The sequence below is a fragment of the Streptomyces mobaraensis NBRC 13819 = DSM 40847 genome (assembly GCF_017916255.1).
GTDB classification, from domain to species: domain Bacteria; phylum Actinomycetota; class Actinomycetes; order Streptomycetales; family Streptomycetaceae; genus Streptomyces; species Streptomyces mobaraensis.
Genome location: NZ_CP072827.1, coordinates 1,875,263 through 1,898,711, shown reverse-complemented (window position 1 = coordinate 1,898,711; position 23,449 = coordinate 1,875,263). Strand labels below are relative to the sequence as shown.

Sequence of the window (23,449 nt, the reverse complement as noted above, 5' to 3'; positions counted from 1 at the left end):
TGGTGCTCGTGGCGTACGTGAGGTGCGCGTTACTTCAGGTGCGCGAAGCATCCGAAGTCAATGCGTAGACGTTTGTTATCAGGTGGTGCTCGCGGGACGCTCGGTGGGTTCGAGTCGGATGATGACGGACTTGCTCGCGGGGGTGTTGCTCTGATCCGCGGTGTGGTCCAGCGGCACCAGGACGTTGGTCTCCGGGTAGTACGCGGCGGCGCAGCCGCGTGCCGTCGGGTAGTGGACGACGCGGAAGCCGGGGGCGCGCCGTTCGGTGCCGTCCGTCCACTCGCTGACGAGGTCGGCGTACGCGCCGTCGGCGAGGCCGTGGTCGCGGGCGTCGTCGGGGTGGAGGAGGACGACGCGGCGGCCGTTCTTGATGCCGCGGTAGCGGTCGTCGAGGCCGTAGATGGTGGTGTTGTACTGGTCGTGGGAGCGGATGGTCTGGAGGAGCAGGCGGCCTTCCGGGACGTGCGGGTACTCCATGGGCGCCGCGGTGAAGTTGGCCTTCCCCGTGGTGGTGGGGAAAGTGCGGCTGTCGCGGGGCGCGTGGGGCAGGGTGAAGCCGCCGGGGCGGGAGACGCGGGCGTTGAAGTCCTCGAAGCCGGGGATCACGCGGGCGATGCGGTCGCGGATGGTGCCGTAGTCCTCCTCGAAGCGCTCCCAGGGGGTGGTGGAGGCGGTGCCGAGGACGGCGCGGGCCAGACGGCAGACGATGGCGGGCTCGGAGAGCAGGTGGGGGCTCGCGGGGTCGAGCCGGCCGCGGGAGGCGTGGACCATGCCCATGGAGTCCTCGACGGTGACGAACTGGTCGCCGCCGCGCTGCCGGTCGCGTTCGGTGCGGCCGAGGGTGGGCAGGATGAGCGCCCGCGCTCCGGTGATCACGTGCGAGCGGTTGAGCTTGGTGGAGACGTGGACCGTGAGACGTGCGCGCCGGACGGCCGCTTCCGTGACGTCGGTGTCGGGGGTGGCGGAGACGAAGTTGCCGCCCATGGCGAGGAAGACCTTGGCCTGTCCGTCGCGGAGCGCCCGGATGGCGCGGACCACGTCGAGGCCGTGCTCGCGGGGCGGGGCGAAGCCGAACTCCTTCTCCAGGGCGTCGAGGAAGGCGGGGGCGGGGCGTTCGAAGATGCCCATGGTGCGGTCGCCCTGGACGTTGCTGTGGCCGCGGACGGGGCAGACGCCGGCGCCGGGGCGGCCGATCGCGCCGCGCAGCAGCAGGAGGTTGACGATCTCCTTGATGGTGACGACGGCGTGCTTGTGCTGGGTGAGGCCCATGGCCCAGCAGACGACGGTGCGTTCGGAGTCGAGGATCATGCGCAGGGCGGCCAGGATCTCCTCCCGGGCCAGGCCGGTGGCGCGCAGGGTCTCGTCCCAGTCGGCGCCGCGGGCGAGGGCGGCGAACTCCTCGTAGCCGTGGGTGTGCTCGCGGACGAATCCCTCGTCGACGGCGCCCTCGGTCTCCAGGACCAGCCGGTTGAGGAGGCGGAAGAGGGCCTGGTCGCCGCCGAGCCGGATCTTGAGGAAGAGGTCGGTGAGGGGGGTGCCGGAGCCGGCGAGGCCGCGCGCGTTCTGCGGGTTCTTGAACCGTTCGAGGCCCGCCTCGGGCAGCGGGTTGACGGTCATGATCCTCGTGCCACCGCGCTTGGCCTTCTCCAGGGCGGAGAGCATCCGGGGGTGGTTGGTGCCCGGGTTCTGCCCGGCGACGATGATCAGGTCGGCCTTGTAGAGGTCCTCCAGCAGGACGCTGCCCTTGCCGACGCCGAGGGTGTCGGTGAGGGCCGAGCCCGAGGACTCGTGGCACATGTTCGAGCAGTCGGGCAGGTTGTTGGTGCCGAACTCGCGGGCGAACAACTGGTACAGGAACGCTGCCTCGTTGCTGGTGCGCCCCGAGGTGTAGAAGACGGCCTCGTCGGGCGACTCCAGGGCGCGCAGCTCGTCGGCGATGATGCCGAAGGCCCGCTCCCAGCTCACCGGCTTGTAGTGGTCCGCGCCCTCCGCGAGGTACATGGGGCGGGTGAGGCGGCCCTGCTGGCCGAGCCAGTAGCCGCTGCGGCCGGCGAGATCCGCGACCGAGTGGACGGCGAAGAAGGCGGGGGTGATCCGGCGGAGCGTCGCCTCCTCGGCGACGGCCTTGGCGCCGTTCTCGCAGAACTCCGCGGTGTGCCGCTTGTCCGGCTCGGGCCAGGCGCAGCCCGGGCAGTCGAAGCCGTCCTTCTGGTTGACCCTGAGCAGGGTGAGCGCGGTGCGCCGGACGCCCATCTGCCGCTGGGCGGCGCGCAACGAGTGCCCGATGGCGGTGAGGCCCGCCGCGGCGTGCTGCGGCGCGGTGACCTCGGGGGCGTCCTGGACGGGGTCGCCGGTCGGTGGTTTGCCTGCCATGTCGTTCCCCCTGGCCGGTGAGGCGGTCGCGTGGAAGTGCTGCCGGTGACGATCCTGTCACGGGGGTCGGACAGTCGGGGCGGCGGCGGTGTGGCGGGGATTGTCAGTGGGTCGTGGCAGGATCGGGGGCGTGGCAGCAAAGGCATCGAAATCACCGTCCGACGCGACCGAGCCGACCGGCCCCGAGGCCGCGGGGGGAGGTACGGGAGGCCGTCCCCGCCTGCTCCTGATGGACGGGCATTCCATGGCCTACCGGGCCTTCTTCGCGCTGCCCGCGGAGAACTTCACGACCTCCGGCGGCCAGCCGACGAACGCGGTGTACGGCTTCGCGTCGATGCTCGCGAACACCCTGCGTGACGAGAGCCCCACGCACTTCGCGGTGGCGTTCGACGTGTCGCGCAAGACGTGGCGTTCCGAGGAGTACGCGGAGTACAAGGCGACCCGGTCCAAGACCCCCGACGAGTTCAAGGGGCAGGTGGAGCTGATCGGCGAGCTGCTGGACCACATGCGGGTGCCGCGCTTCGCCGTCGACGGGTACGAGGCGGACGACGTGATCGCCACCCTGGCGGTCCAGGCCGAGGCCCAGGGCTTCGAGGTGTCGATCGTCACCGGCGACCGGGATTCGTTCCAGCTCGTCAGCGACGCAGTCACGGTGCTCTACCCGACGAAGGGCGTCTCGGAGCTGACCCGCTTCACGCCGGAGAAGGTCCAGGAGAAGTACGGCCTCTCGCCCGCCCAGTACCCGGACTTCGCGGCGCTGCGCGGCGACCCGTCGGACAACCTGCCGGGCATCCCGGGCGTCGGCGAGAAGACCGCCGCGAAGTGGATCAACCAGTTCGGTTCGTTCGCGGAGCTGGTGGAGCGGGCCGACGAGGTCAAGGGCAAGGCCGGGCAGAACCTGCGGGAGCACTTGGAGGCGGTCAAGCTCAACCGCCGCCTCACCGAGATGGTGCGGGACGTCGAGCTGTCGACGGGCCCGGAGGGGCTGGTCCGGGAGGCGTACGACCTCACCGCGCTCGGCGGGCTGCTGGACCGCCTGGAGATCCGCAACCGGAGCCTGCGCGACCGGCTGTGGGGCACGGACCCGGCCGCGGTCGTCGAGGAGGCGGCCGAGGAGCTGGAGATCGAACTGGACGGCCGGATGCTGGGCCAGGGCGAGCTGGCCGGCTGGCTGGCCGACATCCCGGCGGACGTGCCGGCCGCCGTGGTCGCCGGTTACGACTGGAAGCTCGGCTCGGGCGACGTCCACGAGGTGGCGCTGGCCCTGCCGGACGACCGGGCCTGCTGGTTCGTCCCGCAGGAGCTGTCCGAGGACGACGACCGGGCGTTCGCCGCCTGGCTGGCCGACGCGGACCGCCCCAAGGTGCTGCACATGGGCAAGCGCGTGGTCCGCGTCTTCGCCGAGCGCGGCTGGCGGGTCGAGGGCGTCACCATGGACACCGCCGTCGCCGCCTACCTGGACGAGCCGGGCTCCCGGCCGTTCGAGACGGACCCGCTCAACCGCCACCGGCAGAAGCGGGCCGGCAAGGTCCGTATCAACAAGGGCAAGCGCCAGCTCACCGAGCTGGAGGTGCTGGTCGAGGACAAGCTCGGCCGGTCCCTCCCGCGCGTCGACCCCGACAAGGCCGAGGCCGGCCAGCAGGCGTTCGACTTCGACGGCACGGCCGACAAGGAAGCCGCCGAGAAGCTGATGATCGAGGCCCGCGCGGTCCTCGACCTGGGCGTCTTCTACGAGCGGAAGCTCGCCGGCACGGGCGCGCTGGAGCTGATGCGCGACCTGGAGCTCCCGGTCGGCGACCTGCTCGTCGCCATGGAGCGCGAGGGCATCGCCGTCGACCGGGCCCGCCTGGAGCGGCTGTCCGAGGAGTACCTGGGCGAGATCGAGCAGGCCGTCGCCGAGGCGCACCGCGCCGCCGGCCGCGAGTTCAACCTCTCCTCGCCCAAGCAGCTCCAGGAGATCCTCTTCGAGGAGCTCGGCCTGCCCAAGACCAAGAAGATCAAGACCGGTTACACCACCGACGCCGACGCGCTGGCCTGGCTCGCCGCCCAGACGGAGAACGAGCTGCCGGTCGTCCTGCTGCGCCACCGCGACCGCGCCAAGCTCAAGACGACCGTCGACGGCCTGATCAACAACCTGGCGGCGGACGGCCGGATCCACACCACCTTCAACCAGATGGTGGCCGCCACCGGCCGGCTGTCCTCCACCGACCCCAACCTGCAGAACATTCCGGTGCGCACCGGCGACGGCAGCCGCATCCGCCGCTGCTTCGTGGTCGGCGAGGGCTTCGAGTCGCTGATGACGGCCGACTACAGCCAGATCGAACTGCGCGTCATGGCCCACCTGTCGGAGGACGAGGGCCTCATCGAGGCGTTCACCTCCGGCGAGGACCTGCACACCACGGTCGCCTCCCAGGTCTTCGGCGTGGCCAAGACCGAGGTCGACCCGGAGATGCGGCGCAAGATCAAGGCCATGTCGTACGGGCTCGCCTACGGGCTGTCCGCGTTCGGTCTCTCGCAGCAGCTCGGGATCTCCCCGGGCGAGGCGGGCGGCCTGATGGACACCTACTTCGAGCGGTTCGGCGGAGTGCGCGACTACCTGCGCCGGGTGGTCGAGGAGGCCCGCGCCACCGGCTACACCGAGACGATGCTCGGCCGCCGCCGCTACCTGCCCGACCTCAACAGCGACAACCGCCAGCGGCGGGAGATGGCGGAGCGCATGGCGCTCAACGCGCCCATCCAGGGCACCGCCGCCGACATCGTCAAGGTCGCCATGCTGCGGGTGGCCGAGGCGCTGGAGAAGGAGAAGCTGGCCACCCGGATGCTGCTCCAGGTGCACGACGAAATCGTGCTGGAGGTGGCCCCCGGCGAGCGGGAGAAGGTCGAGGAGCTGGTGCGCCGGGAGATGGCCGGGGCCGTGAGCCTGCGGGCCCCGCTCGACGTGTCGGTCGGCGTCGGCGGCGACTGGGAGTCCGCCGCTCACTGAGCCCACTGAGGCCGCCCGAGCCGCACCCGCCGACCCGGTACCGACCACGTACCGGCCGTCGGCGGGTGCGCGCGTTTCCGGAGGCGCACCGGGCCGGTGTTTCGGGGGAGACGGAAGTTTTTCCGGGGAGATCGGTGTGCGCACGCCCGATCCGTGTCACACGATGGAGGGAAACCCGAACGGCCGGTCCCCCGGGGAGGGGGACCGCGGAGCAGAGGAGGCTCGCCGTGAAGGAGAGTCCCGAGGACGCGTCCACGGCATCAGCGCCGCAGCGGCTCTACACCGGGAGTGAGCGACCCTTCGACCCCGAGGACCTGGTCATGGCCTCGGGGCACGACGTCACTCCGGAACGGGTGGAGGCCGCCCGGCGGCACATCGAGGAGAAGGGCGCGGCGGCGCTGGAACGCTATCTGCCCTGACCGGCCCCGCCCGGCGCCCTCACCGGCGCCGGGCGTTCGCCCGCCGCGTGGGCTCCGCCGTCGACGGGTCCTCCGGCCAGGGGTGCCGCGGATAGCGGCCCCGCAGCTCGGCCCGGACCGCCCGGTAGCCGTCGCGCCAGAACGAGGCCAGGTCCGCCGTCACCGCCGCCGGCCGCCCGGCCGGTGACAGCAGGTGGACGAGGACGGGCACCCGCCCGCCGGCCACGGTCGGGGTCCGCTCCAGACCGAACAACTCCTGCAACTTGACGGCCAGTACCGGCCGTCCGCTCCCGTAGTCCACCCGGATCCGCGACCCGCTGGGCACCTCGATCCGCTCCGGGGCCAGCTCGGCCAGCCGGGCCGCCTCCCCGCCCGCCCACGGCAGCAGCCGCTCCAGGGCGGCCCGGGCGTCCACCCGCTCCAGATCGGCGCGGCGCCGCGCCGCGTCCAGTTCCGGACCGAGCCACGCCTCGGGGTCCGCCAGCAGTGCCTCGTCGGAGACGTCCGGCCAGGGCGCGCCCAGCTCCCGGTGCAGGAACGCGAGCCGCTCCCGCAGCCCGGTCGCCTCCGGAGTCCAGCGCAGCAGCCCCGGCCCCTCGGCCCGCAACCCCTCCACCAGGGCCGCGCGGAGCAGGACGCGGTCGGGGGAGGCGAGCGGCCGCGAGGACAGCTCGACGGCGCCCAGGCGGGCCACGCGCCGGGCCACCACGTCACCGCGCTCCGCCGACCAGCACACCTCCTCCGCCTCGGCGAACAGCGCCCCGGCGGTCGCCCGGGCCGTGTCCTCGTCGATCACCGCGCCCAGCCGCACCCGGGCCGACGCCGAGGCGACAGGACGGTCCGCCACGGCCACCGCCAGCCACGGCGCGCTGCGCAGCCGTGAACCGTCGCCCAGGACGGCACCCGTCCCCGACACCATCAGGAACGCGCCCTCACCGCGCGCCCGCGCCACCCGCTCGGGGAACGCCAGCGCGGCGACCAGGCCCGCGGCGGCGTCATCGGTGAGCGCGTCCCCGGACGTTCTCTCGGAGACGCCGCGCAGCGCCGACTCCAGCCGCCGGGCCTCCGCCCGCCAGCGCGCGGCATACGCGTCACCACCCCGGCGCGCGGCCCGCCAGGCGGCGGCCAGATCGTCGCCGTACTCGCGCGGCGGTTCCTCGCTCAGCAGCGCCACGATCTCCGCCGTGCGCCGCGCCCCCACCTCGGCGGCGCCGTCGAGCAGGGCCCGGGCCAGCCGCGGATGCACGCCCAGCCGGGCCATCCGGTGGCCGCGCGCGGTGGGGCGCCCGTCCGCGTCCACGGCGCCCGTGGCCGTCAGCACGGCGCGCGCGGCGGCCAGCGCGCCGGCCGGCGGCGGGTCCAGCAGCGCCAGCCCGCTCGCGTCCGGATCGCCCCAGCAGGCCGCTTGCAGTGCGAACCCCGCCAGATCGGCGACCAGGATCTCCGGCGCGGGGAAGGCGGGCAGCCGCGCCTCGTCGGCCTCCGCCCAGCAGCGGTAGACGGTCCCCGGCGCCTCACGCCCCGCGCGGCCCGCCCGCTGCCGGCCGGCGGCCCGCGACGCCCGGACGGTGGCCAGCGCGCTCAGCCCGCGCGCGTGGTCCGTACGCGGCTCCCGGGCCAGCCCGGAATCCACCACCACGCGGACGCCCGGCACGGTCAGGCTCGACTCGGCCACCGCCGTGGCCAGCACCACCCGCCGCGTCCCCGACCCGCCCGCCAGCACCGCCTCCTGCACGGCCGCCGGAGCCCGGCCGTGCACCTGGAGGACCTCCGCCCCCAGTTCGGCGGGGCCGCCCAGCAGCCCCGCGACCCGGGCGATCTCGCCGACACCGGGCAGGAAGCACAGCACGTCCCCCGCCCGCTCCCGCAGCGCCCGCCGCACCACGCCGGCCACGTGCTCCAGCAGCACCGGGTCCACGCGCGTCCCGTGCGGCGGGCGCACCGGCCGCTCCGGCGGCGCCCACACCGTCTCCACCGGGTGCGACACGCCCTCGGCGGCGACCACCGGCGCGTCGCCGAGCAGCCGCGCCCACCCCTCGGCGTCGGTCGTCGCCGACGCGGCGACCAGCCGCAGCTCCGGCCGCAGCGCGGCCCGCACGTCCAGCAGGAACGCCGCCGCCGTGTCGGCGTCCAGATGCCGCTCGTGGCACTCGTCGAGCACCACCACGTCGACCCCGGAGAGCTCCTGGTCGCGCTGGAGCCGCTGCAGCAGCACACCCGTCGTCACCACCTCGACGACGGTCCCGGGCCCCACCCTGCGCTCGCCGCGCACCGTGAAACCCACCCGGCCCCCGGTCTCCTCGCCCAGCAGCCACGCCATGCGCCGCGCCGCCGCGCGGGCGGCGATCCGCCGCGGCTCGGCCACCAGGACCCGCCGGACCGGACCCGGCGCCCCCACCAGACCGGCCAGGACCAGCGGCACCAGCGTCGTCTTGCCCGTGCCGGGCGGCGCGCAGAGCACGGCGGTGCCGTGCCCGTCGAGGGCGGAGACGAGCGCGGGCAGCGCACCGCGGACGGGAAGCCGGTCGAGGACGTCGGTACGGATCACGCGCACCAGTGTCGCCGACCCGCGGAAACGGACGGTTCCGCACCCCGGCCGCGCCGTTCCGGCCACGAGGTGACCGACTATCCGGACCGCCGTTGAGCGTTCCGCCGGGTGCGGCGCATGCTGCTCACCCCTGCCCGCGCGGAACAGCGAGGACGGCCGGCCGCCACCGCGTCTCCGCAGCTCAGTACCGGTCCGGTGGCAACCGGACCGCAGAGGTCACGTGTGAACGCCGCTCTCGCCACCCTGCCCGTCCTCGTCACCCTGGTGCTCCTCGCCCTGGGCGTGCGCGCGCTGTACGCCGCCCTGGCGGCCCTGACGACCGCCGCGGTCCTCACCGCCACGGCCTTCCGCACCCCGCTGGGGGAACTCGGCGACGCCCACCTGCGCATGCTGCCCACCGTCGTGGAACTCGCGGCGATCCTCTTCGGCGGCATCCTGCTCAGCGAACTGATGGCCCGCACCGGCGCCCAGGCGCGCATGGGGGAGTGGCTCGGCGGCGCTTGCAGCTCACCGGGGCGCGCGGTGCTCCTGGTGACGCTGGGAGTCACTCCGTTCGCCGAGTCGCTGACCGGCTTCGGCATCGGCGTGATCGTCGCCATCCCGCTGCTGCGCCGGCTGGGCCTGCCCCCGGCGCGCGCCGCGGCGGCGGGCCTGCTCGGGCTGGTGACGGTGCCCTGGGGTTCGCTGGCGCCGGGCAGCCTGGTCGCGGCCGAACTGGGCGACGTCGGCTTCCGGCGGCTCGGCGTCGACTCCGCCCTGCTGTCCGCGCCCGTCTTCCTCATCTGCGGCGCCGCCGCCCTGGCCGTCGGCCTCGGCGTCCGCCGCGCCCTGGCCGCCGCGGGCGACCTCGCCATCGCCGTGACCGCGCTCTGGGCCACCGTCTGGGCCGTCGACGCCTACGTCGGCGTGCCGCCGGCCGGGGTGCTGGGCGGGCTCGTCACGATGGCCGTCCTGCTGCTCGTCTCCCGGCTGCGGGAGCGGAGCGGCGGGGGCGGCGAGCCCGTCGGCCGCGCCCTGTCGCCCTACGGGTTCCTGGTCGCCGGCCTGCTGCTGAGCCGTGCGGCGCCGGCGGCGGCCGGGATCACCGAGGGCTGGTGGACGGTCGCCGCCGGTCCCGCCGGCTGGCTGCCGCTGACCGCCGTCCTGGCCCCGCGCCTGCTGGGCGCCGGCGAGCCGGTACTGGCGGGGGCCGCCCGCGCCGCGTTCGGCCGCTGGTGGCAGGTGGCCCTGACGACCGTCGTCTTCCTCGCCCTGGGCACCCTGCTGACCGTGACCGGCATGAGCCGGGAGATCGCCGGGGCCTGCGCCTCGCTCGGCTCCTCGTACCTCTTCCTCGCGCCCTGGATCGGCGCGGTCGGCGGGTTCCTGGCCGGCTCCAACACCGGGGCGAACGCGATGTTCGCCGCCGGCCAGGCCGAGACCGCCCGGGCGCTCGGCCACTCCGCGGCACACCTCGTCGCGGTGCAGAACGTCAGCGCCGCGCTGGCCTCCGGCGCCGCCGCGGCGCGCGTCGCCCTGGCGGCGCAGCTGGCGGAGAACGCGCCGGGTCCCGCTTCCGTACGCCCCGGGGCCGAGCCCGTTCCGGCGGGCGCGCCGGGGGCCGGCGGGACCGCCACACGGGAGCTGACCGCGGCCCCGGCGGTCGTGCAGGCGCCCGCCGACACACCGGTGGACACCCGCTGGGTGCTGCGCACGGTCCTGGGCGTGCACGCGCTGGTGTTCCTGACGACCGGGGTGATCGGCGTCCTGTGGGGCTGAGCCGCCGCACGGACCCGCGTGCGGCGGTGCGGCCCGGCGCGCGTTCCCGGGCTCAGTCCCGTTCGCAGACGAAGATCGCCGTCCCAGGGATCAGATGTCCGCGCAGCGGGGACCAGCCGCCCCACTCCTGGGTGTTCCATTCCGGCCACTCCGGCTCGACGAGGTCGACCAGCCGGAACCCGGCCGTCACCACGTCCCGCACCCGGTCGCCGAGGGTCCGGTGGTGCTCAACGTAGACGGCACGTCCCGTCTCGTCCTGCTCCACATAAGGGGTGCGGTCGAAGTAGGAGGCGGCGACGGACAGGCCCTCGGGGCCCGGCTCGTCCGGGAAGGCCCAGCGGATCGGGTGGGTGACGGAGAAGACCCACCGGCCGCCGGGCCGCAGCACCCGGCGCACCTCACGCATCACCCGCACCGGGTCGGCCACGAACGGCACCGCGCCGTAGGCCGAGCACGCCAGGTCGAAGGAGCCGTCCGCGAACGGCAGCGCGCCGGCGTCCGCCTCCACCAGCGGGACGCCTCCGCCGATCCGCAGCGCGTGCTGGAGCTGCCGGTGCGAGAGGTCCAGCGCCACCGGCCGGGCCCCCTGGGCGGCGAGCCAGCGCGAGCACTGGGCGGCCCCGGCGCCGATCTCCAGGACGTCCCGTCCGGCCAGAGCGGCGGCCGGGCCGAGCAGGCCGGCGTCCGCCTCGTCGAGCCCTTCCGGGCCCCAGACGAAACGGTCGTCGCCGAGGAATTCCCCGTGCTCCCGCTGGTACTCGTCCGCGTTGCCGTCCCACCAGCCACGGCTGGCCCGGCTGCTCTCGGTCTCGCCGGCGTTTCGCCTGGTCGCCTCCGGTTCGCCCGCCTCGGGTTGCCGGTCGTCCTGGAGGTCCTGCCGCGGCTCGTACGTGTCTGGCGTCATCTGGGTGGTCGCGATCCCGGGGTGATGGGGGTGAGGGAAGCTTGCGGGTAAGGTATTCGGCCGCCGGGAGGTCTCGAACGGCTCCCGCAAGGTGAGTTGTGCCGGATTCGGGGCATTTTGTCCCTGGTGTGCGCCTTCGCGCATTGACCGTGTCCGGCTGCCCCCGTATGCTACAAGTTGCGCTGCGAGCCTGCGCGCCTCGGACCGAGCAGGCCGCTTTCGTACTTGTTGTATGTCCCCTCGGTTGTCGAGGCGCTTCCGGAGTCATCCGGATAGTGCGCTTCTAAGCTGTCCGGCTTCGGCGGTGCGATACACGGGCTCATGGCGTAGCAGTACCTACGACTCAATGTCCGTACCGGAGCCCTTTCCCACATGACGAGCAGCACCGAGACCACCGCCACCACCCCGCAGGTTGCGGTCAACGACATCGGTAACGAGGAAGCCTTCCTCGCCGCGATCGACGAGACGATCAAGTACTTCAACGACGGCGACATCGTCGACGGCGTCATCGTGAAGGTCGACCGGGACGAGGTCCTGCTCGACATCGGTTACAAGACCGAAGGCGTCATCCCTTCCCGCGAGCTCTCGATCAAGCACGACGTCGACCCCAATGAGGTCGTCAGCGTCGGTGACCAGGTCGAGGCCCTCGTTCTCCAGAAGGAGGACAAGGAAGGCCGCCTGATCCTCTCGAAGAAGCGCGCCCAGTACGAGCGTGCCTGGGGCACCATCGAGAAGATCAAGGAAGAGGACGGGATCGTCACCGGTACCGTCATCGAGGTCGTCAAGGGTGGTCTCATCCTCGACATCGGCCTCCGCGGCTTCCTCCCGGCCTCCCTGGTCGAGATGCGTCGCGTCCGCGACCTCCAGCCCTACGTGGGCAAGGAGCTCGAGGCGAAGATCATCGAGCTGGACAAGAACCGCAACAACGTGGTCCTGTCCCGCCGCGCCTGGCTGGAGCAGACCCAGAGCGAGGTCCGCCAGACCTTCCTCACCACCCTCCAGAAGGGTCAGGTGCGCTCCGGCGTCGTCTCCTCCATCGTCAACTTCGGTGCCTTCGTGGACCTGGGCGGCGTCGACGGTCTCGTCCACGTCTCCGAGCTGTCCTGGAAGCACATCGACCACCCGTCCGAGGTCGTCGAGGTCGGCCAGGAGGTCACGGTCGAGGTCCTGGACGTCGACATGGACCGCGAGCGCGTCTCCCTGTCGCTCAAGGCCACCCAGGAAGACCCGTGGCAGCAGTTCGCCCGGACCCACCAGATCGGTCAGGTCGTCCCGGGTAAGGTCACCAAGCTCGTTCCGTTCGGTGCGTTCGTCCGCGTCGACGAGGGCATCGAGGGCCTGGTCCACATCTCCGAGCTGGCCGAGCGCCACGTGGAGATCCCGGAGCAGGTCGTCCAGGTCAACGACGAGATCTTCGTCAAGGTCATCGACATCGACCTCGAGCGCCGCCGCATCAGCCTCTCGCTGAAGCAGGCGAACGAGTCCTTCGGTGCCGACCCGTCCGTGGTCGAGTTCGACCCGACCCTGTACGGCATGGCCGCGTCCTACGACGACCAGGGCAACTACATCTACCCCGAGGGCTTCGACCCCGAGGCCAACGACTGGCTGCCGGGCTACGAGAAGCAGCGCGAGGAGTGGGAGCGCCAGTACGCCGAGGCGCAGCAGCGCTTCGAGCAGCACCAGGCGCAGGTCATCAAGTCCCGCGAGGCCGACGAGCAGGCCGCTGCCGAGGGTGCTGCCGCTCCGGCCGCCGCCTCCGGTGCCGGCAACGTCTCCGGCGGTTCGTACTCCTCGGAGTCGGCCGACAGCTCCGGCGCCCTGGCGTCGGACGAGGCGCTGGCCGCCCTCCGCGAGAAGCTCGCCGGCGGCCAGAGCTGAGGCTCTGACCGGCCGCGGGTGACCGCAGGCTGACGTGAGGCCCGTCCCCCTTCGGGGGAGCGGGCCTCACGCGCGTTCCGGGGCGTGCGCGCCGCCCCCGGGAATGGCGGCGGCGGTCAAGGGCGTTCCCTCCCAAGGAACATGAGGAGGAACGGTCACCGTGTTGGATCCGCAGGGTTTGTACGAATGGGAGCCCAAGGGGCTCGCCGTGGCCGACCTGGCCCTGGCTCAGGAAACCGCCGGCCTGGTCATGCTCTACCACTTCGAGGGCTACATCGACGCCGGAGCGACCGGTGAGCAGATCGTCGAGCGGCTGCTCGACCAACTGCCGAACCAGGTCGTGGCCCGCTTCGACCACGACAGGCTCGTCGACTACCGGGCGCGCCGGCCACTGCTGACCTTCCAGCGGGACCGCTGGAGCGCCTACGAGACGCCGAAGATCGAGCTGCGGCTGGTCCAGGACGCCACCGGCGCGCCGTTCCTCCTGCTGTCCGGGCCGGAGCCGGACGTCGAGTGGGAGCGGTTCGCCGCCGCCGTACGGCAGTTGGTCGAGCGGCTGAACGTACGCCTTTCGGTCAACTTCCACGGCATCCCGATGGGCGTGCCGCACACCCGCCCCGTCGGCATCACCCCGCACGGCAACCGCGCGGAGCTGGTCCCGGGCCACCGCGGCCACTTCGACGAGGCACAGGTGCCCGGCAGCGCCGAGGCGCTGATCGAGTACCGGCTGACGGAGGCGGGCCACGACGTCCTGGGCATCGCCGCGCACGTCCCGCACTACGTCGCCCGCTCGCCCTACCCGGACGCCGCGCTGGTCACGCTGGAGGCGATCACCTCGGCCACCGGCCTGGTGCTGCCCAACGCCGCGCACGCGCTGCGCAGTCAGGCGCTGCGCACCCAGGAGGAGATCGAGCGGCAGGTGGCCGAGGGGGACGAGGAGCTGGTGGCGCTCGTCCGCGGGCTGGAGCACCAGTACGACGCGATGGCGGGTGCCGAGACCCGCGGGAACCTCGTCGCCGAGCCGCTGGAACTGCCCTCCGCGGACGAACTCGGGGCGGAGTTCGAGCGGTTCCTCGCCGACCGGGAGGGCGAGGGCGGCCGGTGAACCGGCGGCCGATAGCGTGGGGCCCATGCTGAAGGTGGGTCTCACGGGCGGTATCGGCGCGGGCAAGAGCGAGGTGTCGCGGCGGCTGGCCGCGCACGGAGCGGTGATCGTCGACTCGGACCGGATCGCGCGGGAGGTGGTGGAGCCGGGGACGGCCGGACTGGCCGCGGTCGTCGCGGAGTTCGGGCCGGAGGTGCTGGCTCCGGACGGCTCCCTGGACCGCCCCCGCCTCGGCTCCGTCGTCTTCGCCGACGCCGGGCGGCTGGCCGCGCTGAACGCCATCGTCCATCCGCTGGTCCGGGCCCGGTCGGCCGAGCTGGAGGCCGCGGCGGCGCCGGACGCGGTCGTCGTGCACGATGTGCCGCTCCTGGTCGAGAACGGCCTGGCCCCGCTGTACGACCTGGTCGTCGTGGTCGACGCCCGGGAGGAGACACGGCTGGACCGGCTGGTGCGGCTGCGGGGCATGGCGCCGGAGGAGGCGCGCGCCCGGATGGCCGCCCAGGCCACCCGGGAACAGCGGCTCGCGGCGGCCGACATCGTGATCCCCAACGACGGTCCGGTGGCCGAGCTGGAGGCCCGGGTGGACGAGGTGTGGGCGGGGCTGTGCGCGCGTGCGGCGGAGGGGCGGCGGGAGACCTGAGGGCGCCCTGCGGGGCGCGGCCGGGAATAGGGCTTGACGCCCCGGTGTTGTGCGGGCCGCATCCTTCGGGGTTATCGAGAGGGAAGGGACCGTGCCCGTGGCCGAGCCGACACCCGAGACCCACGTCATCGACTTCCGCTCCGCCGAGCGGCTGCTGGACGCCCGCGATCCGCGCGGCGCGGTCAAGCTGCTGGACTCGGTCATCGCCTCCCATCCGGAGAACACCGCGGCCCGCCTGCTGCGGGCCCGCGCCTACTTCGCCGCCGCCCGGCTCCGGCCGGCCGAGCGCGAGTTCCAGCACGTGCTGGAGCGCGAACCGGACAACGCCTTCGCCCACTTCGCCCTCGGGCGGACGCTCGTACGCTCGGGGCGGCCCGAGGAAGCCGTACGGCACTTCCGGCTCGCCGCGGCGCTCGACCCCCGGCCGGACTTCGTGGCGGCGGCCCGCTTCGACGAGAAGGGCTGAGGCCGCCCGGCGCGGTCAGGGTCGTGGACCCGGCGGCGGTCTGTCGTCCTCGAGCGGCTCGTAGGGCGGCACGTCGCGGCCGGGCTGGTAGTGCGCGCCCTGGCGGATGTGGTGGATCACCACCGACAGGTCGGCGATGGTCACCAGCGCCAGGGCCGCGAAGGCAGCCGCCCAGCCGGGATGCCGGGTGAGGGCGAACAGCGCGGCTCCCGCGCCGGAGAACACCAGGCCGAGAACGGCCAGCCCGCAGCGCAGCCGCAGCGGGCTGCGGGCCGTGAGGGGCTCGTTTCCCGTACGCATGGGCGCCACCTCCTCCTCCCAGCATCCACCCGCCACCGGGACGGGGAGAACCCGGACCGGTGGCCGCGTCGCGCGACCGCTCCCGGGTCAGACGAGCTGCCGTATCTCGCCGCGGACGCGGTAGAAGCCTCCGGAGGCCGGTGCCAGCGCGTCGACGACGTAGCGGGCGCCCGCCCGGCGGATGTGGCGCGGGAACTGGACGTTCCAGGCCGGCTCGTAGCCCTCGGAGACCACGTGCACGCGGAGCCGTCCGCCCTCCTGGACGCACTCGACCACGACGCCCGACGCGGGGACGGCGTCGACCGTGGCCACCGTGGTCGCCGGGGTGTAGGTGGGCAGGGCGGCGGCCGACTTGATGTCGCGCGGCACCGGGACGGTGCCGGAGCGGGCCGCGGCGACCGCGGTGTCCGAGGCGTCCACGCACACCAGGGAGCCGTCGGTGGTGACCATGTACAGCCGCTCGTCCAGGTACTGCATGGACAGCGCCGAGCCGCTGCCGGTGCCGAGCTTCCACAGCCGGGTGCCGTCGGCGTCGAAGCAGTAGACGGACGAGGAGTTGTCGCCCGCGAAGACGTAGCGGCCGCCGGGGGCGGTGGCGCAGGAGTAGACGACCGCGTCGCACCGGTAGGTCGCCTCCACGCGGCCCGTCGCCTTCGACAGCCGCTGCACGCTGCGCCGGGCGGTGCCCGCGTAGACGGAGCGGTCCTCCTGCCAGCCGAAGAGGACCGGGCCGTCGGTCGGGCTGTGCCAGAGCCGGCCGCCGCCGTCGGGGGCGTAGGCGGTCACGCCCGCGGAGTGGCCGTGGTAGACGGCGTGCGCGTCCCGGCGGACCATCCACGCGTAGGTGCCGTCGCTGCGGCGCGACCACTGGTGCTCGTCCTCGTGGTCGATGACGGTCAGACCGCCGTCCCGGTCGGCCACGTTGAGCACGCCCTCGTGGATGTCCAGCCAGAAGATGTCGACGGAGGGGGTGACCTCGTAGGCCGCGAAGGGCAGCTTGGACGACAGGTCGTAGACGGTGCCGTCGTCGCACCCGGCGTAGATCCAGAAGTCGTCCGCCACCAGGCACTTGACGCCGTCCGGCAGCTTGTAGCGGGCGAGGACCTCGCCGCCGTGACCGAGGGTGAAGACGTCGCCGGCCTGGTTGCCGACCCAGCAGCGCTCCTCGTCGACGTGGATGCCGAAGGCCGCGGCGCCCGTGCGGAAGCGCCACAGCACCGGGGCGACCGCGCGGGCGGTCGAGGGCGCCGACGACACCTGGCGGCGCGTCACCGGGCGGGCGGCCCGGCCGCCCGGGACGGCCGGCGCGTAGCCCTTGCGGACCTTCTCCCCGACCTTCTTCGCGGCGGCGGCCCGGGCCTTGTCCTCGGTGGCGAAGGACGAGGTCTGCACCTGGCCCGCCGCTCCGATCCGGCCGTAGCGGACGGTGACGGTCGTGCCGTCCACCGTCACCCCGTAGAACTTGTGCGCGCCGGCGCCCTCTTGCGACAGCTCCAGGTAGGTGCGCTCGGACGCGGCGGACGCGGACGGTGTGACGGACATGGCAGGCCCCCTTCCCCGGCGGCCTCGGCAGGCCGCCCTTCACTGCCCGGCACGTTAGGGGGTGCCACTGACAACGGGCCGTTTCCGCAGGTCGGCGGGGGTGCGGAGCGAACGGTCAGGCCGCGTCGGGAAGGTCGGCGAGGGTGAGCGGGCGGCCGGCCGTGTCCTCGTCGGCCTCCTCCAGCGCGTCCGCGATGACGTGCGGGGCGTTGGTGATGATCGCGTCCACGCCGAGGCGGGCCAGGGCGACCGCGCGGTCCGGGTCGTCCACGGTCCAGGCGGAGATCTCCAGCCGCCGGCCGTGCGGACCCTTGACGCCGTGCACCGACCGCACCCAGGCCGCGTCGACCTTGGTGTGGTCGGGGTTGATCTGGTCGGCGAACTTGGCGTAGTCGCGGAGTTCGGCGGGCTTCGGCGCGCCGAGGAAGCCGGTCTTCACTTCGGGGCGGAGGCCGTGGAAGGCGCGGAGCGAGGCGGCGTTGAAGCTCTGGACGACCAGTCGGCCGCCGACGTGCCGCCGGTCGAGCCAGCCGGTCCTGCGGAGCTCCGCCACGAGCTGGCGCTCGATGCCGGGGTACAGCTCGGGCGCCTTGACCTCCAGGAGCAGCTTCTGGCGGTTGTGGTCGACGCGCCGGAGGTAGCTGTCCAGGGTGGGGACGCGCTCGCCGGCGAAGCGGCGGTCGAACCAGCTGCCCGCGTCCAGCTTGCGGATCTCGGCCAGGGTGAAGTCGCCGACCTTCCAGGGCGCCCGGTCCGGGAAGCGCTTCTTGACGTCGGTGGTCCGGGTGAGGGTGGTGTCGTGGATGACGACCAGCTTGCCGTCCTTGGTGCGCTGGACGTCGTTCTCGACCCAGCGGACGCCCAGCCGGGCGGCTCTGTCGATGGAGGCCAGGGTGTTCTCGGGGGCCTGGACCGGCACCCCGCGGTGCCCGATCGTGAGCGGAACCCGGGCGCGTGCCGTGGCAGCGGTGTCCGGCGCGGCCTCGGCGGCCGGTGCGACGAGGCCCAGCGCGACCGGGGCGGTCACGGCCAGGCCCAGGAGGGTGCGGGTCACGGGGGAGGCGGGGCGGATGCGCATCGGGACTCCTCGAGGCGTCCGGGGTGCCGGGCGCGCCGGCGACCGGTCCATGGCGTACGGAGACGGGCGTACGAAGACAGTCGTACCGGAAACCCCGGCCCCCGCGCAGCAGGAAGGGCGGCCGGGCAGTGGATCGTCCACCGGATCCTCACCTCCGGTCCATCTGGGAAAACCGCAGGTGAGGGCCGTCGCACCGGCCGTTGTCAGTGGCAGGTCGTACGGTGGTTCCATGCGGCCCGTTTCCCAGATCGAACGCAAAGTGGCGCCTTTCGAGGTCGTCAGCCCCTACCAGCCCAGCGGTGACCAGCCGGCTGCCATCGCCGAGCTGGAGAAGCGCATCCGCGCGGGTGAGAAGGACGTCGTCCTGCTCGGCGCGACCGGTACCGGCAAGTCGGCGACCACGGCGTGGATGATCGAGAAGCTTCAGCGGCCGACGCTCGTCATGGCGCCCAACAAGACGCTCGCGGCCCAGCTCGCCAACGAGTTCCGCGAGCTCCTGCCCAACAACGCGGTCGAGTACTTCGTCTCGTACTACGACTACTACCAGCCCGAGGCGTACGTCCCGCAGTCGGACACCTACATCGAGAAGGACTCCTCGATCAACGAGGAGGTGGAGCGGCTGCGCCACTCGGCGACCAACTCGCTGCTGACCCGGCGGGACGTGGTCGTGGTGGCCTCCGTGTCCTGCATCTACGGCCTGGGCACGCCCCAGGAGTACGTGGACCGCATGGTTCCGCTCAAGGTGGGCGAGGAGATCGACCGGGACGAGCTGCTCCGCCGTTTCGTGGAGATCCAGTACACGCGGAACGACCTGGCCTTCACCCGGGGCACCTTCCGGGTGCGCGGGGACACCATCGAGATCTTCCCGGTCTACGAGGAACTGGCCGTCCGCATCGAGATGTTCGGCGACGAGATCGAGGCGCTGTCCACGCTGCACCCGCTGACCGGCGAGGTCATCTCGGACGATCAGGAGCTGTACGTCTTCCCCGCCAGCCACTACGTCGCCGGCCCCGAGCGGATGGAGAAGGCCATCGCCGGGATCGAGGCGGAGCTGGAGGAGACCCTGGCGCGCATGGAGAAGCAGGGCAAGCTGCTGGAGGCCCAGCGGCTGCGCATGCGCACCACGTACGACATCGAGATGATGCGGCAGATCGGCTCCTGCTCCGGCATCGAGAACTACTCGCTGCACATGGACGACCGCGAGCCCGGCTCCCCGCCCAACACCCTGCTGGACTTCTTCCCGGACGACTTCCTCCTCGTCATCGACGAGTCGCACGTCACCGTGCCGCAGATCGGCGCCATGTACGAGGGTGACGCCTCCCGCAAGCGCACCCTGGTCGAGCACGGCTTCCGGCTGCCGTCCGCCATGGACAACCGCCCGCTGAAGTGGGAGGAGTTCACCGAGCGCATCGGGCAGACCGTCTATCTGTCGGCGACGCCGGGGAAGTACGAGCTGGCGAAATCCGACGGCTACGTCGAGCAGATCATCCGGCCCACGGGCCTGGTCGACCCGGAGGTCGTCGTCAAGCCGACCGAGGGCCAGATCGACGACTTGGTGCACGAGATCCGCAAGCGCACCGAGAAGGACGAGCGGGTCCTGGTCACGACGCTCACCAAGAAGATGGCCGAGGACCTGACGGACTACTTCCTGGAGCTCGGTATCCAGGTGCGCTACCTGCACAGCGACGTCGACACCCTGCGCCGTGTCGAGCTGCTGCGCGAGTTGCGGGCCGGCGAGTACGACGTCCTGGTGGGCATCAACCTGCTGCGCGAGGGCCTCGACCTGCCCGAGGTGTCGCTGGTGGCGATCCTCGACGCCGACAAGGAGGGCTTCCTGCGCTCCGGCACCTCGCTGATCCAGACCATCGGCCGCGCGGCGCGCAACGTCTCCGGCCAGGTCCATATGTACGCCGACAAGATCACGCCGGCGATGGAGAAGGCCATCGAGGAGACCAACCGGCGCCGCGCCAAGCAGATCGCGTACAACAAGGAGCGGGGCATCGACCCGCAGCCGCTGCGGAAGAAGATCGGTGACATCGTCGCCACCATCGTCCGCGAGGAGATCGACACCCAGGAGCTGCTGGGCACGGGCTACCGGAAGCCGGCGGAGGGCAAGGGCGGCGAGAAGAAGGGGAAGGCTCCCGTCCCGACGGCCGCGGGCGGCGGCAAGAAGGGCAAGGCGAAGGCGGCCGTCGCGACCGATCGGCCGGCGGCGGAACTCGCCCAGCTGATCGAGGACATGACGGACCGCATGCGGGCCGCCGCGGCGGAGCTCCAGTTCGAGGTCGCCGCGCGGCTGCGCGACGAGGTGGGCGAGCTGAAGAAGGAGCTGCGGCAGATGAAGGAGGCGGGGGTCGCCTGACGGCGCGTCCGCCCGACGGCCCGGCGGAGCGCACCGCCGGGCCGTCGGGCGGAAGCCATGGTTCCGCTGTCCGGCCCTTTATCCCTTTGTTCCGGAATGGGCCCGGCGGAGATGTTGCAAGACCGCCACAAACCGCCCTGGGTGAAGCAGGCGAGAGCGGGAGTGCATAGGGTCGTTCCCATGCGCCGCGCACGCGCGCGGCGTTCCGGGGGGAAACACCGTACGACGCCGTACGACGGTGACCGAACGACGAATGAGAAGGGACCGCGCGTGACAGTCAACTTGTCCAAGGGTCAGGGCATCAGCCTGCAGAAGGCCGGCGGGGGAAGCCTGACCGCGGTGCGGATGGGGCTGGGCTGGAAGTCGGCCCCGCGCCGGGGACTGTTCAGGTCGCGCACCAAGGAGATCGACCTCGACGCCTCCGCGAGCATGTTCGCCGACGGCCAGCACATCGACGACGTCTGGTTCAACCACCTGGTGAGCCACGACGGTTCGGTGCGGCACACCGGTGACAACCTGGTCGGCGGCGCCGGCACCGGCGGCGACGACGAGACGATCCTGGTCGACCTCGACCGGGTGCCCGTCCACGTCGACCAGATCGTCTTCGCGGTGAACTCCTTCAGCGGGCAGACCTTCTCCGAGATCACCAGCGCCCACTGCCGGCTGGTCGACGACAACACCGGCCAGGAGCTGGCCCGCTACACGCTCGACGGCGGCGGCCCGTACACCGCGCAGATCATGGCGAAGGTCCACCGCGTGGGCGGCGGCTGGCAGATGACGGCCATCGGCACCCCGTCCAACGGCCGCACGATCCACGACCTCTACCCGGTGATCGCGACCATCCTGTAGCCCCCGCCGGGGGCGGGTCCGACGGGGCGGACACGGAGCACGGACAGTACGGAACGGCCCGGTGGCGTGGTGCCACCGGGCCGCGGCGGCGCACAGCACACCAGAGGAGGGGGAGCAGGGCGATGACGGCCGAGCTGGTACGGGGGCAGAACCACCCGCTGACCGGGAGCCGGTTGGAGATCCGGGTCTCGGCGGGGGATCCGGTGGTGGTGGGGGCCGCGCTCGGCGGCGCGGACGGCAGGGTTCCGGACGCCGGACGGGTCGGCACCTCCACACCCGGCTCCCCGCGGCTGCCGGGTGTGGAGGTGCCGGCCGGTGTCGCCGCGGCGCAGCGGCTCTCCGTCGAACTGGACGCCCTGCCCGACTCGGTGCACCGCGTGCACGTACTCCTCGCCCTGCCGCCCGGCGGCCGGGGCCCGGCACGGTTCGGGGCGACGGCCGCGCCGTTCGTCGCCCTGGCCGAAGCCGGCGGCGACGACATCGCCAGCTTCACCGTCACCGAACTGGACGCCGAGACCGCCCTGGTGGCCCTGGAGCTCTACCGCCGGCAGGGTGCCTGGCGCGTCCGGGCCGTCGGCCAGGGCTACGCGGGCGGTCTCGCCGAGCTCTTCCGCGACCTCGGGGTGGACCGTGCCGCCGAACTCGCCGCGGGCGTCGAGGCGGAGGCGGCCGGGAGCGCCACGGTGCTCTCCGCGTCGCAGCCCTCGGCGCGGCACGCCGGGAGCGGCTGCCGGCACGCCGGGACGGCGGTGGACTGGCCCGCCCAGCCGGCCGTCCCGGAGGCGGCGCCGGCCGCCGCCCCGCAGGCCGTCCCCGCGCCCGAGACCCCGTCCCCGGCCGGTCCGGTCGACTACCGGCACCCGCGCCGCCGGGCCACCGAGCCCCCGCAGCCCGCCCCCGCCACCCCGGCCGCCCGGCCGGGGACGCCACCGGAGCCCGTGGCCGGGGACGCCGCCGGCTGGACGATGGAGGAGCGCCTGTACAACCAGGTGTGGGGGATGTTCGAGGATCTGGCCCGGAGCACCGCCGCGTACCGCAGCGCGGTCGGCTTCGCCGAGTCACGGCTGGAGAAGGAGCTCGACCGGGTGCTCTCCGACCCGGCCACCCGGGTCGGTCCGGCCGCCGACGCGGCCCGTGAGGCGGCACGCGCCAAGCACGGCGGGCTCGTCGAGCAGGCCCGTGCCGTGCTCGACCGCGATCTCGCCCAGCTCACCGCCGAGGCCGAGGTCGTCGAGCACGCGCTGCCGCCCGCCCTCGCCCGCTGGGACAGCCCCGTCTGGCACGCCTACCAGGCGCCCCTGGAGACGCCGATGGCGCTGCGACTGGGCGATCTGCACCTGCCGGAGCGGCGGGGCCTGCGCATCCCCATGCTGGTCCGGCTGCCGCTCCAGCGCGGCCTGTGGGTCGACTGCGGCCGCGCCACCGGCTCCGGCACGGACATGGCCGACCCCGCCGAGCTGCGCCGACTGGCCATGGACTGCGCCGTGGCGCACGCCGCGCGGCTGCTGGCGGTGCATCCCGTCGGCGAGTTCGCCGTGCACGTCCTCGACCCGGCCGGATCGGCCTCGGCCGCCCTGGCGCCGCTCGTCGAGCACGGGGTGCTGGTGCGGCCCCCGGTGGCCGGGGCCCAAGGGGTCGCCGCCGTCCTGACCGAGCTCACCCGGCGCGTCGACCTGGTGCAGATGGCGGTCCGCAGCGGAGCCGCCGACGCGCTGCCGCCCGACCTGGACACCGCCGAGCAGCTGCTGATCGTCAACGACTTCCCGCACGGCTTCGACGACCGCGCGGTCACCCAGCTCCGCTACCTCGCGGACGAGGGTCCCGCCGTGGGCGTGCACCTGATGATGGTGGCCGACCGGGAGGACTCCCGCGGCTTCGGCCCCGTCCTCGATCCGCTGTGGCGCTCGCTGCTGCGGATCACCCCGGTGCCCGACGACCACCTGGCCGATCCGTGGGTGCGGCACGCCTGGACGTACGAGCCGTCGCTGGCTCCGGCCGGCAGTGATGTGGTGCGGCAAGTGCTGTGGCAGGTGGGGCAGGCGAGGCGGGCCTACGGACTCTGACCGGTCCCGCCTTGGCGGCCACTTGGGATTCTCTTTACTCTTTCTTGGTGCTTCCTGTACCGTTGGTGATGCGGAGGCGACCCCGGGCGTCGGCCGGCACCCGGGGTGCCGGGTGAACCGGCGAGTGGAAGGAGCCTCCGGCAGCGACGACGCTGGAAGTTGCCGTACGAGATGCCGGAGG

Annotated in this window: 16 protein-coding genes; 10 read left to right on the top strand and 6 right to left on the bottom strand. The window is 73.1% G+C overall.

Translation table 11 applies throughout. The features are described from left to right. Window positions 1–78: 78 nt before the first annotated feature. Window positions 79–2,373, bottom strand: coding sequence for an FdhF/YdeP family oxidoreductase (locus J7W19_RS07680; RefSeq protein ID WP_004953061.1), 2,295 nt, complete (start codon window positions 2,371–2,373; stop codon window positions 79–81). Between the two features lie 244 nt (window positions 2,374–2,617). On the opposite strand from J7W19_RS07680, the gene polA reads away from it, so the two are divergent. Then, entirely contained in the window at window positions 2,618–5,356 is a 2,739-nt protein-coding gene (gene polA / locus J7W19_RS07675) for a DNA polymerase I (RefSeq protein WP_004953058.1), read from the top strand. A 227-nt stretch (window positions 5,357–5,583) separates the two neighbouring features. Then, entirely contained in the window at window positions 5,584–5,775 is a 192-nt protein-coding gene (locus tag J7W19_RS07670; protein WP_004953055.1) for a hypothetical protein, read from the top strand. Window positions 5,776–5,794: 19 nt separating this feature from the next. Here J7W19_RS07670 and hrpB read toward each other — a convergent pair whose 3' ends face one another. Then, complete coding sequence (gene hrpB / locus J7W19_RS07665) at window positions 5,795–8,323, bottom strand: ATP-dependent helicase HrpB (RefSeq protein ID WP_040892196.1); 2,529 nt, start codon at window positions 8,321–8,323, stop codon at window positions 5,795–5,797. Window positions 8,324–8,545: 222 nt separating this feature from the next. On the opposite strand from hrpB, the gene J7W19_RS07660 reads away from it, so the two are divergent. After that, window positions 8,546–10,081, top strand: coding sequence for an L-lactate permease (locus J7W19_RS07660; RefSeq protein WP_210455307.1), 1,536 nt, complete (start codon window positions 8,546–8,548; stop codon window positions 10,079–10,081). Between the two features lie 52 nt (window positions 10,082–10,133). Here the strand turns inward: J7W19_RS07660 and J7W19_RS07655 are convergent, their stop codons facing one another. Beyond that, window positions 10,134–10,985 carry a class I SAM-dependent methyltransferase gene (locus J7W19_RS07655; RefSeq protein ID WP_004948074.1) on the bottom strand — a complete coding sequence of 284 codons (852 nt, stop codon included), beginning with the start codon at window positions 10,983–10,985 and terminating at the stop codon, window positions 10,134–10,136. Window positions 10,986–11,357: 372 nt separating this feature from the next. Between J7W19_RS07655 and rpsA the strand changes: the two genes are divergently transcribed. From rpsA to J7W19_RS07635, 4 genes are all read left to right on the top strand, one after another. Further along, window positions 11,358–12,863, top strand: coding sequence for a 30S ribosomal protein S1 (gene rpsA, locus J7W19_RS07650; RefSeq protein WP_004948073.1), 1,506 nt, complete (start codon window positions 11,358–11,360; stop codon window positions 12,861–12,863). A 160-nt stretch (window positions 12,864–13,023) separates the two neighbouring features. Next, on the top strand, window positions 13,024–13,968 hold the full coding sequence (locus tag J7W19_RS07645) for a proteasome assembly chaperone family protein (RefSeq protein ID WP_004948072.1): 945 nt from the start codon (window positions 13,024–13,026) through the stop codon (window positions 13,966–13,968). A 25-nt stretch (window positions 13,969–13,993) separates the two neighbouring features. Continuing rightward, window positions 13,994–14,608 (top strand): dephospho-CoA kinase, encoded by a 615-nt coding sequence (coaE, locus tag J7W19_RS07640; protein WP_004948071.1) that lies wholly within the window; start codon window positions 13,994–13,996, stop codon window positions 14,606–14,608. A 97-nt stretch (window positions 14,609–14,705) separates the two neighbouring features. Further along, complete coding sequence (locus tag J7W19_RS07635; RefSeq protein ID WP_040890781.1) at window positions 14,706–15,074, top strand: tetratricopeptide repeat protein; 369 nt, start codon at window positions 14,706–14,708, stop codon at window positions 15,072–15,074. 15 nt (window positions 15,075–15,089) lie between these two features. Here the strand turns inward: J7W19_RS07635 and J7W19_RS07630 are convergent, their stop codons facing one another. From J7W19_RS07630 to J7W19_RS07620, 3 genes are all read right to left on the bottom strand, one after another. Continuing rightward, on the bottom strand, window positions 15,090–15,374 hold the full coding sequence (locus J7W19_RS07630; RefSeq protein ID WP_004948069.1) for a DUF6343 family protein: 285 nt from the start codon (window positions 15,372–15,374) through the stop codon (window positions 15,090–15,092). An 87-nt stretch (window positions 15,375–15,461) separates the two neighbouring features. Then, window positions 15,462–16,916 (bottom strand): WGR domain-containing protein, encoded by a 1,455-nt coding sequence (locus J7W19_RS07625; RefSeq protein WP_004948067.1) that lies wholly within the window; start codon window positions 16,914–16,916, stop codon window positions 15,462–15,464. Window positions 16,917–17,031: 115 nt separating this feature from the next. Further along, window positions 17,032–17,994, bottom strand: coding sequence for a glycerophosphodiester phosphodiesterase (locus J7W19_RS07620; protein ID WP_004948066.1), 963 nt, complete (start codon window positions 17,992–17,994; stop codon window positions 17,032–17,034). A gap of 229 nt (window positions 17,995–18,223) precedes the next feature. On the opposite strand from J7W19_RS07620, the gene uvrB reads away from it, so the two are divergent. From uvrB to J7W19_RS07605, 3 genes are all read left to right on the top strand, one after another. Next, the gene (uvrB, locus tag J7W19_RS07615; RefSeq protein ID WP_004948063.1) at window positions 18,224–20,356 is read left to right on the top strand and encodes an excinuclease ABC subunit UvrB; all 2,133 of its coding nucleotides are present in this window, start codon (window positions 18,224–18,226) and stop codon (window positions 20,354–20,356) included. 270 nt (window positions 20,357–20,626) lie between these two features. Next, the gene (locus J7W19_RS07610; protein ID WP_004948062.1) at window positions 20,627–21,205 is read left to right on the top strand and encodes a TerD family protein; all 579 of its coding nucleotides are present in this window, start codon (window positions 20,627–20,629) and stop codon (window positions 21,203–21,205) included. A 122-nt stretch (window positions 21,206–21,327) separates the two neighbouring features. Then, window positions 21,328–23,268 (top strand): TerD family protein, encoded by a 1,941-nt coding sequence (locus J7W19_RS07605; RefSeq protein WP_004948061.1) that lies wholly within the window; start codon window positions 21,328–21,330, stop codon window positions 23,266–23,268. The last annotated feature ends 181 nt before the right edge of the window (window positions 23,269–23,449 follow it).

Coding starts and splice junctions, on each gene's coding strand:
- J7W19_RS07630 (WP_004948069.1), bottom strand. CDS start 15,374: ATGCGTACGGGAAACGAGCCCCTCACGGCCCGCAGCCCGCTGCGGCTG.
- J7W19_RS07620 (WP_004948066.1), bottom strand. CDS start 17,994: ATGCGCATCCGCCCCGCCTCCCCCGTGACCCGCACCCTCCTGGGCCTG.
- J7W19_RS07625 (WP_004948067.1), bottom strand. CDS start 16,916: ATGTCCGTCACACCGTCCGCGTCCGCCGCGTCCGAGCGCACCTACCTG.
- polA (WP_004953058.1), top strand. CDS start 2,618: ATGGCCTACCGGGCCTTCTTCGCGCTGCCCGCGGAGAACTTCACGACC.
- J7W19_RS07680 (WP_004953061.1), bottom strand. CDS start 2,373: ATGGCAGGCAAACCACCGACCGGCGACCCCGTCCAGGACGCCCCCGAG.
- coaE (WP_004948071.1), top strand. CDS start 13,994: ATGCTGAAGGTGGGTCTCACGGGCGGTATCGGCGCGGGCAAGAGCGAG.
- J7W19_RS07655 (WP_004948074.1), bottom strand. CDS start 10,985: ATGACGCCAGACACGTACGAGCCGCGGCAGGACCTCCAGGACGACCGG.
- uvrB (WP_004948063.1), top strand. CDS start 18,224: ATGCGGCCCGTTTCCCAGATCGAACGCAAAGTGGCGCCTTTCGAGGTC.
- J7W19_RS07605 (WP_004948061.1), top strand. CDS start 21,328: ATGACGGCCGAGCTGGTACGGGGGCAGAACCACCCGCTGACCGGGAGC.
- rpsA (WP_004948073.1), top strand. CDS start 11,358: ATGACGAGCAGCACCGAGACCACCGCCACCACCCCGCAGGTTGCGGTC.